The following is a 15,454-nucleotide window of genomic DNA, read 5'->3' as shown; positions in this document are numbered from 1 at the left end:
CGCGCTCCCCGGCCGGGGAGCGCGCCGTCGTCGCGCCGTCGTCGGATGCCGTCAGAGGCTGATCGCCACCGTCTCCGCGATCTCGTAGGTGTTCAGCGCGGCGCCCTTGCGCAGGTTGTCGCCGCACACGAACAGCTCGAGCGTGTTGGGGAAGTCCAGCGCCTGCCGGATCCGCCCGACCCAGGTGGGGTCGCTGCCCACGGCCTCGGCCGGCGTGGGGAACTCGCCCGCGGCGGCGTCGTCGCGCAGGACGATCGAGGGCTGCTCGGCGAGCACCTTGCGGGCTGCCTCCACCGGCACCTCGCGGGAGAACATGGCGTGCACCGCGAGCGAGTGCGTGGTGACCACCGGGACGCGCACGCACGTGGCGGAGACCTTGAGATCCGGGATGCCGAGGATCTTGCGGGCCTCGTTGCGGACCTTGAGCTCCTCGGAAGACCAGCCGTCGTCCTTGAGCGACCCCGCCCACGGGACGACGTTGAGCGCGAGGGGTGCCGGGAACGGCGAGGCCGCCGCGTCGAGGCCGGCCGCGGCCAGCGCCGCCGCGACGTCGCCGCCCTGCACCCCGACCTGCCGGCCGGCCACGGCGGACAGCTCCGCGTACAGCCGGTCGATGCCGCCCTGGCCTGCGCCCGATGCCGCCTGGTAGGAGGCCACGACCAGGGCCTCCAGGCCGAACTCGCGGTGCAGCGCGCCCATCGCGGCCATCATCGACAGCGTGGTGCAGTTGGGGTTGGCGATGATCCCCTTCGGCCGCTCGGCGGCCTTCTCGGCGTTCACCTCCGGCACCACGAGCGGTACGTCCGGGTCCATCCGGAAGGCGCCCGAGTTGTCCACGGCCACCGCGCCGCGCTCGGCGGCGATCGGGGCCCACTGCGCGCTGACCTCGTCGGGGACGTCGAAGAGCGCGACGTCCACACCGTCGAACACCTCGGGTGCGAGCGCCTGCACGGTGGTGTCCACGCCGCGCACCCGCAGCACCTTGCCCGCCGAGCGGGGGGACGCGACGAGCCGGATGTCCGACCACGGCACGTCCGGGCGAGCATCGATGATCTCGATCATGGTGGTGCCCACGGCGCCGGTAGCACCGACGAGCGCGAGCACCGGGCCCCGCTCGTGGCGCCCGTGCTCGTGGCGGCCGTGCTGCTCATGGGCGAATTCGTCGGTCATCGGTGTCACCGTCCCGTTCCGGCGTGCACAACGGCCTGCTCGGCACCGCCGAGCTCGAACGCGGCGTGCAGGGCGCTCACCGCGGTGTCGACCTGGTCGGGCCGGCAGAGCACGGAGATCCGGATCTCCGAAGTGTTCATGGTCTCGATGTTGATCCCGGCGTTGGAGAGCGCCTCGCAGAACGTGGCGGTCACCCCCGGGTGCGAACGCATACCGGCCCCGACCAGCGAGACCTTCCCGACCTCGGCGTCGTGCAGCACCTCACCGAACCCGATCTCCGGCTGCGCGGCCGAGAGGGCGGCGACGGCCCGCGGACCGTCGCTCCGCGGGAGCGTGAACGTGATGTCGGTGCGGTTGGCCGAGGTGCGGCCGACGTTCTGCAGCACCATGTCGATGTTGATCTCGGCATCCGCGACGGTGCGGAAGATCCGGGCGGCCATGCCAGGGGTGTCCGGCACGTCCGTCACGGTGATCTTGGCCTCGGACCGGTCGTGCGCGACCCCGGTGAGAATCGCCTTTTCCACGGGAATCTCCTCGATCGAGCCGGTGACGAGCGATCCCGGCTTGTCGTTGTACGAGCTGCGCACCCGCAGCGGGACGTTGTAGCGCCGGGCGTACTCCACGGCGCGCAGATGCAGGATCTTGGCGCCGCAGGCGGCCATCTCGAGCATCTCCTCGTAGGTGATCGTCTCGCGGCGCTGAGCGTCGGGCACGATCCGCGGATCCGCCGTGTAGATCCCGTCCACATCGGAGTAGATCTCGCAGACGTCGGCCTCGAGCGCGGCGGCGAGCGCCACCGCGGTGGTGTCCGAGCCACCCCGGCCGAGCGTGGTGACGTCCTTCGAGTCCTGGCTCACGCCCTGGAACCCGGCGACGAGCACGATCGCGCCCTCGTCGAGTGCGTCGCGCAACCGCTGCGGGTTGACCTGCACGATCCGGGCGTCCCCGTGCTTGGACGTGGTGACCATGCCGGCCTGCGAGCCGGTGAACGAGCGGGCCTGCACCCCGAGGGAGTGGATGGCCATCGCCACGAGCGCGTTGGACATGCGCTCGCCCGCCGTGAGCAACATGTCCAGCTCGCGCGGCGGCGGAGCAGGTGACACCTGGTCGGCGAGGTCGAGCAGCTCGTCGGTGGTGTCGCCCATGGCGGAGCACACCACCACGACGTCGTTGCCCTCTTTGTGCGTGCGGACGATCCGTTCGGCGACCTTCTTGATGCGGTCCGCGTCCTGTACGGACGATCCGCCGTACTTCTGCACGACGAGGGCCACCGCCGACCTCCTGTCCTGGCCGTGCAGGCTCCTGCCCACGGCCTTCGGGCTCATCACCGCGGGTGTCCGCACGCCTGTGACGTGCACTCCCGGTGCTGGTCGGGACCCCACCCTACCGGCCGAGCCGCATCGCGCTTATCGGAATGGGCTACGCCACAACTCCCCGGCGCCCCCGTGCCGCTCGTACGACCGCAGGCACTCGCCCGTCGATCGACCAGCGGATGTAGTCGGTGAATCCGCTTACCCTGCTGCTCATGAGGCGGTCCGCCGGGCTGGATGCGTGGCTCGCCACGCTGAGCACAGTGGAGCTGGAGGCGCTCCTGCGCGCCCGCTCCGACGTGCTGCGCCATCCCGCCCCCACGGACCTCGCCATGCTGGCCGACCGGCTGTCGGCACAGGCGTCGGTCCACCGGGCGCTGCTGGAGCTCTCCAAGCCCGCGCTGCAGGTCGCCGAGGCGCTGCTCGCACTCGGCGGAACCGCGGCGCGGCACGAGCTGCACGCACTGCTCGGCGCCACCGACACCGCACGTGTGGCCGCGGTGGACGCCGCGATCGACGAGCTCATCGCGATGGCGCTCGCGTGGCCGCTGCACGGAAGGGTCCGGCAGGTCGGCGGCTGGGGGGCGATCAGCCCCGACCCGCTCGGCCTTGGCCGCTCGGCGCGCACGCTCTACGCCCGGCTCACCCCCGAGCAGCTCGACCGCGTCGGAGCCCACCACGGCGTCCACGGGCTGGGCCGGAAGGGGATCGACGCCGTCGTGGCCGTCCTCACCGACCAGGAGGCCCTGCGGGCGCGGCTGTCCGAGGCCGATACCGGGGTCGCCGCGGCGGTGCGGCAGCTCGCCTGGCACGGGCCGCGGCGCTCGGGCGTCCGGTTCCCCGAGCCCGGCGAGCCGCACGGCGTGGGCCACGAGCTCGCCGTGCAGGGCTGGGTGGTGCCCACGGAGTGGGGCATCGCCGAGATGCCGCGCGAGGTCGCGCTGGCCGTGCGGGGGCCGGAGTACCAGGCGCCGTTCGACGCCCACCCGCCCCACCTCGCCACCGCGCCCGTCGAACCCGCTCAGCTGCGCGCGGCGGGCGAGCACGCGGCCCTCGTGGCGCTCCACTCGGTCCGGGCACTGGTCACGCTGCTCGGCCACAGCCCGCTCGCCACGGTGCAGGGTGGCGGCGTCGGGGTCCGGGAGCTGCGCCGAGCGGCCAAGGAACTCGGCTCCGACGTCACGGCCGTCCGGCTCGGGCTGGAGTGCGCCGCCGCCGCCGGGCTCGTCACGCTCGCTCGCGAGGGCGATGGGCGGACCACGTCCCGGCGGGGCTACCAGCCGCCCGTCGGAGTCGCGATGCCCACCGACGCGGTCGACGAGTGGCTGGCCGCCGAACCGGCCGACGCCTACGCCCGGCTCCTGCTCGCGTGGTGGGGGCTGCCGATGGTGCCCAGCCTGCGCGTCGACGAGTCGGGCCGGCCCGCGCCCGCCCTCGTGCGGGCCTACGGCCACCCGGAGCACGTCCGGATGCGCTCGGGTGCCCTCGCCGCACTGGCATCGCTCGGCGAGGCCAGGGGCCTCGTCGAGCTCGGCACCCTGCGCGAGCTGCTGGCCCACCGCGCGCCGTTCGACCGCGAGCTGCCGGGCGACGCCGACCGGCTGGGCGCCACCCTTGCCGAGGCCGAGCTGCTCGGCCTCGTCGCCACCGGGGCGCTCACCCCGCTCGGGCACGACCTGCTCGCGGCCGTTCGCACCGACCGGCCCGAGCGGGCCCTGCGCGACGCCCTCGCCGGCCTGCTGCCGGCGCCCACCGACACCGCCACGTTCCTGCCCGACCTCACCGCGCTCGTCACGGGCGTCGCGGCGGCCCCGCTCACCCGGCTGCTCGACTCCTCCGCCGATCCCGAACGCCGGGGCATCGCGTCCGTCTGGAGGTTCACGGCCGCGAGCGTGCGGCGGGCGCTGGACGCGGGCCACACCGCCGACGGGCTCCTCGCCGCGCTCGCCGGCGCGGCCGACCGCCCGCTCCCGCAGCCGCTCGAATACCTCGTCCGCGACGTCGCCCGCCAGCACGGGCAGGTCCAGGTCTGCGCCGTCGCCACGTGCGTCCGGGTGGCCGACGCCCCCCTCGGCGCCGAGCTCGCTGCACAGCGCGGGCTCGCCCCGCTGGGGCTGCGGCTGCTCACCGACACCGTCCTGGTCAGCGACCGCCCGGTGGCCGATGTCCTCGACGCGTTGCGGTCGGCCGGCTACTCGCCGGTGGAGCAGGACAGCAGCGGTGCCACCGTCATCGCCCGCGCGCCGGCCCGCCGGGCGCCAGTACCGGCCGCAGCGCCGTGGCCGGGCCCCTTGCCCGACGTGGCCGCGATCGCGGCCCGGCTCACGGCGTGAGCCGGACGTCCCGCTGGTGCACTCGCAGGAGGGTCCTGAACAACTCCGGCCGTAGCGAGCGGCGTCCAGGTGGTGTCATCGCAAGGCGGACGTTCGCGCCGATACCGCTGTTGTACCGGTGCGGACGTCCAACGCGGCGAGGGCGCCGCCTGGGCGTCGCGCAGTAGGCCCGAGTTGTTCAGGGCGCTCCTAGGGGATGCGCCGCACGATGCGCACCACGATCGTCGTGATCACGAACCAGATCAGGGCCGCCGTGCCGTAGTTCAGCACCACGGCCAGGCGCGGATCCTGGGGCAGGAACAGATCGCTCAGGCCGAGGTTGAAGGTGTCGGCCGCGTCCCGGATCAGCTGTGTCAGCCCGTTCTCCGGGTTGGCGCCGAGCAGCGTGAGCACGATGTGCACCACGAGCACGGTGACGATGAGCATGCCGACGATCCGCAGCACGTTGCCGAGGGCGTCGATGCCCCGCCGTGCCGTGCTCCCCACTGCCACTGGAGACCTCCCCGGGCTCGTTGTACGCCATGCTCCCACGGCCGTCGGGGGCATGCGCTACTGACTGGTATTCCCCGATCGGGTGACGCTGGTTCGGGTGCCGGCAGGGCACGCCAGATCGGGGTGGGTTGCGGAAGGCCCCCACCCCGGGGCTAGTCTCGTGGACGTGGCACGCCTGCTCCTTCGCCGCCGCGGCGGGGTCTGACCGACCGGCCCCTCGTCGCGGGTCGTGGCGTGCGCCGGTCCTGGAAGATCGGCCCACACCCACAGGAGCACCCCCGATGACCACGTCCCCCGACGCTTACACGTCGTCGTCCGCCAGCCGGCTGCGCACGCCCGATCGCCCGGTTCCGGATGATCAGCCCGCCTGGAATCCGCAGCGCGGCTCGCAGATGCCGGTCCACCGCTACCGGCCCTTCCACGAACTGGTGGAGCCGGTATCGCTGCCCGACCGCACGTGGCCGGAGAAGCGGATCACCAGGGCGCCGCTGTGGTGCGCCGTCGACCTGCGCGACGGCAACCAGGCGCTGATCGACCCGATGAGCCCGGCCCGGAAGCGCCGCATGTTCGACCTGCTGGTGCGGATGGGCTACAAGGAGATCGAGGTCGGCTTCCCCGCCGCGAGCCAGACCGACTTCGACTTCGTCCGGGAGATCATCGAGCAGGACCTGATCCCCGACGACGTCACGATCCAGGTGCTGACGCAGGCCCGCCCGGAGCTGATCGAGCGCACCTACGAGGCCTGCGAGGGCGCGCCGCGCGCGATCGTCCACCTCTACAACTCGACGTCGATCCTGCAACGCCGCGTCGTGTTCCGGTCCGACCGCCAGGGCATCTCGAAGATCGCCACCGACGGCGCGGAGGACGTGCTGCGGTTCTCCGAGAAGTACCCCGCCACCGACTGGCGCTTCGAGTACTCCCCGGAGTCGTACACCGGCACCGAGCTCGAGTACGCCGTGGACGTCTGCAACGCGGTGAGCGCGATCTGGCAGCCGACGCCGGAGTCGCCGATGATCGTCAACCTGCCGGCGACCGTCGAGATGGCCACCCCGAACGTCTACGCCGACTCGATCGAGTGGATGCACCGCCACCTCGCCCGCCGCGACGCCGTGGTGCTGTCGCTGCACCCGCACAACGACCGCGGCACCGGTGTGGCCGCCGCCGAGCTGGGCTTCCAGGCGGGCGCCGACCGCATCGAGGGGTGCCTGTTCGGCAACGGTGAGCGCACCGGCAACGTCGACCTGGTGACCCTGGGGATGAACCTGTTCACCCAGGGGATCGACCCGCAGATCGACTTCTCGGACATCGACGAGGTCCGCCGCACCGTCGAGTACTGCAACCAGCTGCCGGTGCACGAGCGCCACCCCTGGGGTGGCGACCTGGTCTACACCGCGTTCTCCGGCAGCCACCAGGACGCGATCAACAAGGGCTTCCAGGCCATGCAGGCCGACGCGGCCGAGGCCGGCGTCGAGATCGAGGACTTCCGCTGGGAGGTGCCCTACCTGCCGGTCGACCCGAAGGACATCGGGCGCACCTACGAAGCCGTGATCCGGGTGAACTCGCAGTCCGGCAAGGGCGGGGTCGCCTACATCATGAAGGCAGAGCACCAGCTGGACCTGCCGCGGCGCCTGCAGATGGAGTTCTCGCGGGTGATCCAGGAGGTCACCGACAGCGAGGGCGGCGAGATCTCGCCCAAGGAGATGCGGGACGCCTTCGACTCGGAGTACCTCGACCGCGTCACCCCGCTCAAGCTGATCCGCCACCGGATCACCAGCGACGGCGAGGGCAACGACGAGATCACCGCGACGGTCCGCGTCGAGAACGACCTGCACGAGATCACCGGCAGCGGCAACGGCCCGATCGCCGCGTTCGTCGACGCGCTGGCCGGCATCGGCTTCGACGTGCGGGTGCTCGACTACCACGAGCACGCCATGTCCGCGGGCGACGACGCCCGGGCCGCCGCCTACGTCGAGTGCGCGGTGGAGGACACCGTGCTCTGGGGCGTGGGCATCAACGGCTCGATCGTGAGCGCGAGCCTCAAGGCCGTGGTCTCGGCGGTCAACCGCGCGATGCGCTGATCACTCGCCTCGCCCGCGCTGCTGCCCACAGGTAGCCGCGGGAACCACTCCTTCCCGAGGGGCGATCCCCCTCGGTCGAGGACTCGCGACCCTGCGGTGGGTGCCGGACCCGCCGATCGCGGGGTTGCAGCGGCTTGGCGAGATCGATCCCCCGCGCCGGCCCAGGACCGACCCGTGAGTGGTTACGAGTGCTCCAGCACTTGGACCAGCACTCGTAACCACTCACGGGTTCTTCGATCTAGCGCCCCAGGATCTCCGTGACGGATCCGGGGTGCTCGGGCACAGCGCCGGGCCCGAGCACGTCATCGACCGCCACGGGCGGCTCCACCTGGTGTGGCTGCAGCGCGCCGCTGCGGATCTCCTCGGCCCAGTGGCAGGCCACCCGGTGGCCGGCCGGCGCACCCTGGATCACCCGGAGCTCGGGCCGCTCGGAGTCGCAGCGCGTCGGCTGCCGCCACGGGCAACGGGTGTGGAACCGGCAACCGGGCGGCGGGGCCGCCGGCGACGGCAGGTCACCGGTGAGCAGGATGCGCTCCCGCTGGTCCTCCAGCTCGGGGTCGGGCACCGGGATCGCCGACAGCAGCGCCTTCGTGTACGGGTGCTGGGGGTCGTCGTAGAGCGCCTGCGACGTCGCCTCCTCGACGATGCCGCCGAGGTACATGACGCCGACCCGGTCGCTGACGTGCCGGACCACCGCGAGGTCGTGGGCGATCACGAGGTAGGTCAGCCCGAGCTCGGCCTGCAGCCTGCCGAGCAGGTTCAGCACCTGGGCCTGCACCGAGACGTCCAGCGCCGACACCGGCTCGTCGGCCACGATCAGGTCCGGCTCGACGGACAGGGCGCGGGCGATGCCGAGGCGCTGGCGCTGCCCGCCGGAGAACTCGTGCGGGTACCGGCGCAGCGCGGCGGCCGGCAGCCCCACGGAGTCGACGAGCTCCCGCAGCCGGGCGGAGTCGGCCTCCGGACCGCGGGACAGCCCATGCGCCTTGATCCCCTCGACCAGCATCGACTCCACCGACTGGCGAGGGTCGAGGCTCGACATCGGGTCCTGGAACACCATCTGGAACCGCCGGCGCATGGTGCGCAGTCGCTCGCCGCTGAGCTGTGCGACGTCGACCCCGTCGAACTCGACCGTGCCGGCCGTCAGGTCCACGAGGCGCAGGATCGCCCGGCCGAGCGTCGACTTGCCGCAGCCGGACTCACCGACGAGCCCGTACGTCTCCCCGCGGCGGATCTGCAGGGAGACCCCGTCCACCGCGTACACGTGGCCGACGGTGCGGTCGAGCACCAGGCCCCGCTTGATCGGGAAGTGCACGGCGAGGTCGCGTACGTCCAGCAGGAGGCCGTTCGAAGATTCCGCCATGTCGCTCACTCCGCGCTCGCCGGCACCGGGTTGTGGCAGCGCAGCAGCCGCCCGCCGGACGTCTCGCCGACCGGTGTGACCTCGACGCAGCGCTCCAGCGACCGGGGGCAACGTGGCGCGAACGCGCACGCGTGGTCCCAGGGCACGTTGTCCACCACCGAGCCGCGGATCGCCGGCAGCTCCTCCCCCTGCGGGCTGTCCAGCCGCGGGATCGATCGCAGCAGGCCGTGGGTGTACGGGTGACGCGGCGTGCCGAACAGGCGGTGGCGTTGGGCCCGCTCCACGATCCGGCCCGCGTACAGCACGTTCACGGTCTCGCACAGCCCCGCGACCACGCCCAGGTCGTGGGTGATCATGATCAGGGCCGCCCCGGTCTCGCGCACCAGCTCGCGCAGCAGCTCGAGGATCTGCGCCTGGATCGTGACGTCGAGCGCGGTGGTCGGCTCGTCCGCGATGAGCAGCCGGGGGCTGCACGCCAGCGCGATCGCGATGAGCGCCCGCTGGCGCATGCCCCCGGAGAGCTGGTGGGGGTAGGAGTCGAGCCGCCGCCGCGGATCCGGGATGCCCACCCGGTCGAGGAGCTCCACCGCCGCCCTCCGCGCCGCCTCCTTGTTCATCCCGCGGTGGCGCCGCAGCACCTCGGTGATCTGCAGCCCCACCGGGATCACCGGGTTCAGCGACGTGAGCGGGTCCTGGAAGACCATCGACAGGTCCCGGCCACGCCGCTCGCGCATCTGTGCGTCGGACAGCGCCAACAGGTCCGTGCCGTCCATCAGCACGCTGCCGCTCACGCGCACCCCGCGGTCCGGGAGCAGCCGCATGATCGCCATCGACGTCACCGACTTGCCGCAGCCGGACTCCCCGACCAGGCCCACGACCTGCCCGGGGGCGACGTCGAAGCTGACCCCGTCGACGGCGACGGTCTCGGGCTCACCCTTGCGCTGGAACGCGACGCGCAGGTCGCGGACCGAGAGCAGCGGCTCGGCGCCGGAGCGCACGCCACCGCCGTCGGCTGCGGCCATCTCGCTGCTGTGCGCGGCCGTCATCGGCGCCCCTTCGGGTCGATCGCCTCGCGCAGCGACTCACCGAGCAGCGTGAACCCCAGCGCGACCATGATGATCGCGAGCGCCGGGTAGATCGCGAGCGCGGGCCGCACGTCGAGGTAGGTCTGGGCCTGGGCGAGCATGAGCCCCCACTCGGCGCGTCCGGGGTCGGCGTCGCCGAGGCCGAGGAACGACAGCGCCGCCGCGTCCAGGATCGCGGTGGCGAGCGTGAGCGTGGCCTGCACGATCACCGGGCCGATCGCGTTCGGCAGCATGTGCCGCAGCACAACGGCGGGCCGTCTGACGCCCAGTGCGGTGGCCGCCACGACGTGGTCGCTGTGGCGCTGGGCGAGCATCGACCCGCGCAACAGGCGCGCGAAGATCGGCACGCTCACGATCGAGACCGCGATGATCACGGTGCTCTGCGACGGGCTCGCCGCCAGCGCCGCCACCGAGATCGCGAGCAGCAGGCTCGGGATCGCCAGCAGCACGTCCGTGACCCGCATGAGCAGGGTGTCCGCCCAGCCGCCGAACGCACCGGCCACCGTGCCGATCACGATGCCGAAGACGAGCCCGATGAGCGTGGCCAGCACGCCGACGAGCAGCGTCTGCTGCGAGGCGAGGATCATCCGGGAGTAGAAGTCGCGCCCGAGCTGGTCGCTGCCGAGCGGAAAGCCCTCCTGCGGTCCTGGGATCGAGCCCGGCCTGAGGTTCTCCTGCAGCTGCGGGAACGCCTCGGTAGCGCTGTGCGGCGCGATCAGGGGCGCGAAGGCGGCCACCACGACGAAGACGCCGATGATGATCGCCCCGATGATCGCGGCCGGCTCGCGGCGGAGCCGCCGGAATGCCTCGGCACCGAGGCTGCGGCCGCCCGCGATGTCGTCGATACGGCTGCGGCGGCGTTCGAGCCACGTGGTCGTCATAGCCCGTCCTCGCTCATAGCCCGCTCTCGATCACGACAGCCGAACCCGGGGATCGATGACCGCGTAGGACAGGTCGACGAGCAGGTTCACCAGCACGTAGATCAGCGCGCCGAGCAGCAGCACGGCCTGCAGTCGCGGGTAGTCCCGCAGCGTGATCGCATCGGCGAGCAGCGTGCCGACGCCGCCCCAGACGAACACGCGCTCGGTGAGCACCGCCCCGGCGAGCAAGAGCCCAACCTGCAGCCCGATCGTGGTGGAGACCGGCAGCAGCGCGTTGCGCAGCACGTGCCGGCCGCGGACGGTGCCCGGCGCGAGCCCCTTCGAGTTCGCCGTCCGGACGAAGTCGGAGCCGAGCACGTCGAGCACGGACGCCCGGGTGATCCGCACGATCACCGCGAGCGGGATGGTGGCCAGCGCGAGCGACGGCAGCACGAGGTGGCGCAGTGCGTCGAGGCTGGCGTCGAACTCGCGCGTGAGGATCCCGTCGAGCACGGCGAAGCCGGTGACCTTGGTGGCGTCGACGGCCACCGACTGCCGGCCCGACGGCGGGAACCAGCCGAGGTCGACGGCGAACACGTCCTTCAGCACGTAGCCGAGGAAGAACACCGGCACGGCCACGCCGACGAGCGTGCCGATCACCGTGAACACGTCGAGCGGCCGCCCGCGGTAGCGGGCGGCGATGTAGCCCAGCGGGATCCCGAGTCCGACGGCGATCACCAGTGCGGCGACCGAGAGCTCGATCGTGGCCGGCAGGGCGCGGCCGATCTCGTCGATGACCGGCTGACCGGTGATCGACGACGTTCCGAAGTCGCCCGTCACGACCCGGCCGAGGAACCGGCCGTACTGCACCCAGATCGGCTGGTCGAGGCCCATCAGACGACTCAGCTCGGCGATGTTCTCGGGGGTCGCGCGGTCGCCGAGGAACGCCGTCGCGGGTCCCCCGGGGAGCGATCGCAACCACGCGAAGACCACGATCGACAGCAGCAGGAGCGTCGGGATCACCTGCAGCAGCCGGCGCACCACGAAGCGCAGCATCATCCCCCCTCGATCCAGCCAGGGCGCCGAGCGTGGCACCGCCCGGCCGGGCGGTGCCACTCGGAGCCCCTCTCAGTCGACGCTGACCGTGAGGAACCGCTCATCGGTGAGGGGCGACGGGATGAGACCGTTCACGCCCTTCCTCACCACGATCGCCGGCGGCGAGCTGGAGAGCGGCACGGCGGGCAGCTGCTCCATGACGAGGCGGTTGGTCTCCCGCCACGCGGCGGCGTGCGCCTCGTCGCCGACCGTCTCGTCGGCCTTCCGGATGCTGTTGATGATCGCGCCGTCCTCGGCATCGGTGAGCCCGAACTCCGGGCCCGGCGAGCCGAAGAAGCCCTCGACGAAGTTGCCGGGGTCGTTGTAGTCGCCCGTCCATCCGAGCAGGTGCAGGTCCTGCACACCGTTGACCTGCACGTCGTCGAGGTACCCACCGTTCCACGGCTTCGCGACCGGGTTGACGGTGATCCCGACCTGCCGCAGGTTCTCCGCGAGTGCCGTGAAGATGTTGGTGGGGTTGGGCATGTACGGCCGGCTGACCTCGGTCGGGTAGTAGAAGTTGAGCGTCAGGTTCGGCACGCCCGCCTCCGCGAGCAACGCCTTCGCCCGCTCGGGGTCGTGCGGGATCGGCTGGATGTCCGGGTTGTAGCCGTTCACGGTGTCCGGGACGAACTGGGTGGCCACGACCGCGCCCTCGGGCATCTGGTTGCGCACCAGCGACTCGCGGTCGAGCGCGTACGCGATCGCCTGGCGCACCCGGATGTCGCGCAACGCCGGGTTGTTCTTCTTGTTGATGCCGAGGTACAGGATGTTGAACACCGGCCGGACGAGCACCTGGAAGCCCGCGTTCTTCAGGGCGGGCCAGTCGGCGGCCGACGGGTAGTCGAAGCCGTCGATCGTGCCGGCCTGCAGCTCCTGCTTGCGGGCGTTCTCGTCCGGGATCACGCGGAAGATCAACTTGTCGAGCTTGGCCTTCTCGCCCCAGTACTGGTCGTTGCGCACCAGCGTGATGGTCTGGTTGGTCCGGTCGTAGCTCTCGAACTTGAACGGGCCGGTGCCGGTGGGGTGCTCCATGGCGTACGCGCTGTAGGAGAACGACTCACCGCTCTGCGTGACCTCGTCCCCGTTGTACTGCTGGAGCGCGGCCGGGCTGGAGATCGACAGCGAGGTGAGCCCGAACGCCGCGGGGAACGCGCCCTTGGCCCGGTTCAGCTTGACGACGGCGGTGGTCGGGTTCGGTGCCTGGCAGGAGTTGTAGACGGGGTCGGTGGTGTCCTTGGTGAGGTTGTTCGAGTACCCGCCGAACAGCTCGTAGTAGTAGATCGCCTGGCTCTGGGCCGCTGCGGTGGACAGGTTGAACCACCGGTTGAAGTTGAAACACACCGCCTCGGCGTTGAAGTCCGTGCCGTCGTGGAACTTCACGCCCTCGCGGAGGGTGAAGGTCCACTCCTTGCCGTCCGGGCTGGGCTCCCACTTGGTGGCCAGGCCTGGCGTGAGCTCCGAGGTGCCCTGCTTGTACGTGATCAGCGTGTCGTAGATCTGCCGCGACACCCGGAACGTCTCCCCGTCCTGGGCGAACAGCGGGTCGAAGCTGCGCGGCGCACCGGCCGCTCCGAACACCATCGTGCCGCCGGTGCCGCCGGATCCACCCTGCTCGGTGCCGGTGTCGCGCTGGGACTCGGCGCACGCGGCGAGGGTGACGGCGAGCGCGCCGGCCGCGCACGCGGCCGCGAATCGTCTGGCAGCTGATCTCATGCGGGCAACACCTCTTCGTAGGAGACCCGCTGGAAACTAGTGCGATCGAATACCGATCGGTAGGTCATCGAGTCACGGTTCCGCTACGGCCTCTAACGATCGGATGACGCCGGGCGTGGTCCGAGCGGGTTCGAGCACGCGGTAGTGCCGGTCACCCGGCGTCCTTCCGCCGGTGGCGCTGCCCTACGAGGAGGACCGGGCGACTGGTGCAGTCGAGTGAATGTCCACAGAGGGCAAGCCTTGCAATTGCAGGACGACCTTGCGTACGGCAATCTAAGTATCCGGCCGACCTTCCCCGACGCCGAGGGAGCAAGCCGGGTCATCCCGAGAGGAGGCCGCGACCGTGGTGAACACTCCGGTACCCGCCTCCGCCGTTCTGCACTCATCGCGGAGCTCCTGCGAACCAGGAACCGCCCCCGTCCCGGAGCCATCGGGACCCATCGCCGTCCGGCACACCGCCGGCGAGAGCAGCACACGGGAAGGAGCCCACTGATGTCACTGGGGAAGCACACCGGCGCCGGCATCGCCGACCTGAACGGGTCGTCGCCATGATCACTCTGATCGTCGCAGGCCTCGGACTTCTCGCCCTGGTCGCGATCGTGGTCGGCATCGTGGAGGCCGCTCAGGCACCCACGTGGCGACAGATCGCGGCGGAGCGGCGTGCGCAATGGGAGGCCAAGCAGCCACAGCTGCACGGCCTCGACCAGTACGCCGGTCCTCATACCGACGACAACGAGTCGTGGGACGACGACTAGGCGGCGCGATCCCGGGGAGTGATCGCGCGGCCGGCCGCCGGGGCCGCCCCGTCGACGGGCGGCGGCCCCGGCCGATCAGGGTCGTTCGCCGGTTCCCGGCTAGCGCCCGCCGAACGCCCCCCGCTTGATCTCGGCCACGAACGCCGCCCATTCCCGCGCGCTGAACGTGAGCTGACGGCTGCGGTCCTTGGTGTCGCGCACCGCCACGACACCTTCCTGCAGCATCCCGACCTCAATGCAGTCTGCTCCGGAGCAGAAGCTGCTGATCCTGTACTCGGCCGCCACGTGCTGGGTCATCTCGGTCTTCCTCCGGGGGGAGCGTGCTGGACCTCGTATCGATGGACGATCTCCCGCGAGGCGCCCGGGTCAAGCGCCCGATCCGCCACATCCGCGAGGACGTCTTTATACAGGTCCACATCGGACTGGTGTTCGTAGGTGTCCCCCGCCGGCCCTTCGATGAACACGACGTCAGCGCCTGCCTGGTCGGGGAACTCCAGGATCTGAAACGGACCAGCGTGTGCGCGGTGTAACCCGACCGCGAACGGAAGCACCCGAACGGTGACATTGGGCAACTCTGAGCGCTCCCGCAGGTAACGCATCTGCGTCGCCATCACCTCAGGTGAGCCGACCACCCGACTCAGCACGGACTCGTCCAGCACAACCTCGAGGTGAAGGGGTGGGTTCCGCTCCGTGAGTGCCTCTTGGCGGCGCAGGCGCAGTTCGACGAGGCGGTCAACCTCCGTCCCCGTGCGCTCTGTGAGCAGCACCTCGAGCACTGCTCGGGCGTACTCAGGGGCTTGCAGCAGCCCGTGCACCCAAGCAACCTCGAATGACCGCACCCGAACCGCTTCAGTTTCCAGTGCCGTGTAACGGGCGGGGGCGTTCATTGCGAAGAAGCGCTCAGCGTGCACGCCATCGGTGTAGCGTTCCCACCAGCCCTGCTCGCGACTCTCCTGCACCAGTTGCGTCAGCCGCACCCGCTGCTCCTCATCGGTGACGCCGTACAGGCGCATCAGGGCGACGACATCAGGCATACGAGGGATGCCCTTGCCGTTCTCCAGACGGCTGATCTTCGACGCGGAGCAGTCCAGCTCGCGGGCAACCTCGATCAGCTGGAGGTCGACTCGTCGGCGCAGCTGGCGCAGCTCAGCCCCTAGGCGCCGTCGCGGCCCCGCAGGACCTTGGGCAGTGGGCATG

Annotated in this window: 13 protein-coding genes; 3 read left to right on the top strand and 10 right to left on the bottom strand. The window is 71.3% G+C overall.

The window, feature by feature from the left end; translation table 11 throughout:
- Positions 1-51: 51 nt before the first annotated feature.
- The gene (locus ABEA81_RS22790) at positions 52-1,170 is read right to left on the bottom strand and encodes an aspartate-semialdehyde dehydrogenase (protein ID WP_345607315.1); all 1,119 of its coding nucleotides are present in this window, start codon (positions 1,168-1,170) and stop codon (positions 52-54) included.
- Between the two features lie 5 nt (positions 1,171-1,175).
- A complete protein-coding gene (locus ABEA81_RS22785) occupies positions 1,176-2,441 on the bottom strand; it encodes an aspartate kinase (protein ID WP_345607362.1) in 1,266 nt (421 codons plus the stop codon).
- 254 nt (positions 2,442-2,695) lie between these two features.
- On the opposite strand from ABEA81_RS22785, the gene ABEA81_RS22780 reads away from it, so the two are divergent.
- On the top strand, positions 2,696-4,813 hold the full coding sequence (locus tag ABEA81_RS22780; protein ID WP_345607314.1) for a helicase-associated domain-containing protein: 2,118 nt from the start codon (positions 2,696-2,698) through the stop codon (positions 4,811-4,813).
- A 189-nt stretch (positions 4,814-5,002) separates the two neighbouring features.
- On the opposite strand, the gene ABEA81_RS22775 is transcribed toward ABEA81_RS22780, so the two are convergent.
- Complete coding sequence (locus tag ABEA81_RS22775) at positions 5,003-5,305, bottom strand: hypothetical protein (RefSeq protein ID WP_345607313.1); 303 nt, start codon at positions 5,303-5,305, stop codon at positions 5,003-5,005.
- Positions 5,306-5,586: 281 nt separating this feature from the next.
- Between ABEA81_RS22775 and leuA the strand changes: the two genes are divergently transcribed.
- Positions 5,587-7,383 carry a 2-isopropylmalate synthase gene (leuA, locus tag ABEA81_RS22770; RefSeq protein ID WP_345607312.1) on the top strand — a complete coding sequence of 599 codons (1,797 nt, stop codon included), beginning with the start codon at positions 5,587-5,589 and terminating at the stop codon, positions 7,381-7,383.
- A gap of 238 nt (positions 7,384-7,621) precedes the next feature.
- On the opposite strand, the gene ABEA81_RS22765 is transcribed toward leuA, so the two are convergent.
- The 5 genes from ABEA81_RS22765 to ABEA81_RS22745 form a co-directional block, all read right to left on the bottom strand.
- Positions 7,622-8,746, bottom strand: a complete 1,125-nt coding sequence (locus tag ABEA81_RS22765; protein ID WP_345607311.1) for an ABC transporter ATP-binding protein — start codon at positions 8,744-8,746, stop codon at positions 7,622-7,624.
- 5 nt (positions 8,747-8,751) lie between these two features.
- Complete coding sequence (locus ABEA81_RS22760) at positions 8,752-9,768, bottom strand: ABC transporter ATP-binding protein (protein WP_345607361.1); 1,017 nt, start codon at positions 9,766-9,768, stop codon at positions 8,752-8,754.
- 20 nt (positions 9,769-9,788) lie between these two features.
- Positions 9,789-10,712 (bottom strand): ABC transporter permease, encoded by a 924-nt coding sequence (locus ABEA81_RS22755; RefSeq protein ID WP_345607310.1) that lies wholly within the window; start codon positions 10,710-10,712, stop codon positions 9,789-9,791.
- Between the two features lie 30 nt (positions 10,713-10,742).
- Positions 10,743-11,747, bottom strand: a complete 1,005-nt coding sequence (locus ABEA81_RS22750) for an ABC transporter permease (RefSeq protein WP_345607360.1) — start codon at positions 11,745-11,747, stop codon at positions 10,743-10,745.
- Positions 11,748-11,819: 72 nt separating this feature from the next.
- Entirely contained in the window at positions 11,820-13,502 is a 1,683-nt protein-coding gene (locus tag ABEA81_RS22745) for an ABC transporter substrate-binding protein (RefSeq protein ID WP_345607309.1), read from the bottom strand.
- 548 nt (positions 13,503-14,050) lie between these two features.
- Here ABEA81_RS22745 and ABEA81_RS22740 point away from each other — a divergent pair.
- Positions 14,051-14,257 carry a hypothetical protein gene (locus tag ABEA81_RS22740; RefSeq protein WP_345607308.1) on the top strand — a complete coding sequence of 69 codons (207 nt, stop codon included), beginning with the start codon at positions 14,051-14,053 and terminating at the stop codon, positions 14,255-14,257.
- A 99-nt stretch (positions 14,258-14,356) separates the two neighbouring features.
- Here ABEA81_RS22740 and ABEA81_RS22735 read toward each other — a convergent pair whose 3' ends face one another.
- Both ABEA81_RS22735 and ABEA81_RS22730 read right to left on the bottom strand, forming a co-directional pair.
- Entirely contained in the window at positions 14,357-14,554 is a 198-nt protein-coding gene (locus ABEA81_RS22735; RefSeq protein WP_345607307.1) for a DUF397 domain-containing protein, read from the bottom strand.
- Positions 14,551-15,453, bottom strand: a complete 903-nt coding sequence (locus tag ABEA81_RS22730; RefSeq protein ID WP_345607306.1) for a helix-turn-helix domain-containing protein — start codon at positions 15,451-15,453, stop codon at positions 14,551-14,553. The genes ABEA81_RS22735 and ABEA81_RS22730 overlap by 4 nt, the downstream gene beginning before the upstream one ends.
- Between the last annotated feature and the right edge of the window lies 1 nt (position 15,454).

It is taken from the genome of Pseudonocardia adelaidensis (assembly GCF_039543345.1).
GTDB classification, from domain to species: domain Bacteria; phylum Actinomycetota; class Actinomycetes; order Mycobacteriales; family Pseudonocardiaceae; genus Pseudonocardia; species Pseudonocardia adelaidensis.
This window is presented reverse-complemented; position numbering and strand designations above follow the sequence as displayed.

What these genes read in the sequence shown, in the direction of transcription:
- ABEA81_RS22790 (WP_345607315.1), bottom strand. Translation starts at nt 1,170, where the DNA reads ATGACCGACGAATTCGCCCATGAGCAGCACGGCCGCCACGAGCACGGG.
- ABEA81_RS22745 (WP_345607309.1), bottom strand. Translation starts at nt 13,502, where the DNA reads ATGAGATCAGCTGCCAGACGATTCGCGGCCGCGTGCGCGGCCGGCGCG.
- ABEA81_RS22740 (WP_345607308.1), top strand. Translation starts at nt 14,051, where the DNA reads ATGATCACTCTGATCGTCGCAGGCCTCGGACTTCTCGCCCTGGTCGCG.
- ABEA81_RS22765 (WP_345607311.1), bottom strand. Translation starts at nt 8,746, where the DNA reads ATGGCGGAATCTTCGAACGGCCTCCTGCTGGACGTACGCGACCTCGCC.
- ABEA81_RS22750 (WP_345607360.1), bottom strand. Translation starts at nt 11,747, where the DNA reads ATGCTGCGCTTCGTGGTGCGCCGGCTGCTGCAGGTGATCCCGACGCTC.
- ABEA81_RS22755 (WP_345607310.1), bottom strand. Translation starts at nt 10,712, where the DNA reads ATGACGACCACGTGGCTCGAACGCCGCCGCAGCCGTATCGACGACATC.
- ABEA81_RS22760 (WP_345607361.1), bottom strand. Translation starts at nt 9,768, where the DNA reads ATGGCCGCAGCCGACGGCGGTGGCGTGCGCTCCGGCGCCGAGCCGCTG.
- ABEA81_RS22735 (WP_345607307.1), bottom strand. Translation starts at nt 14,554, where the DNA reads ATGACCCAGCACGTGGCGGCCGAGTACAGGATCAGCAGCTTCTGCTCC.
- ABEA81_RS22730 (WP_345607306.1), bottom strand. Translation starts at nt 15,453, where the DNA reads ATGCCCACTGCCCAAGGTCCTGCGGGGCCGCGACGGCGCCTAGGGGCT.
- ABEA81_RS22780 (WP_345607314.1), top strand. Translation starts at nt 2,696, where the DNA reads ATGAGGCGGTCCGCCGGGCTGGATGCGTGGCTCGCCACGCTGAGCACA.
- leuA (WP_345607312.1), top strand. Translation starts at nt 5,587, where the DNA reads ATGACCACGTCCCCCGACGCTTACACGTCGTCGTCCGCCAGCCGGCTG.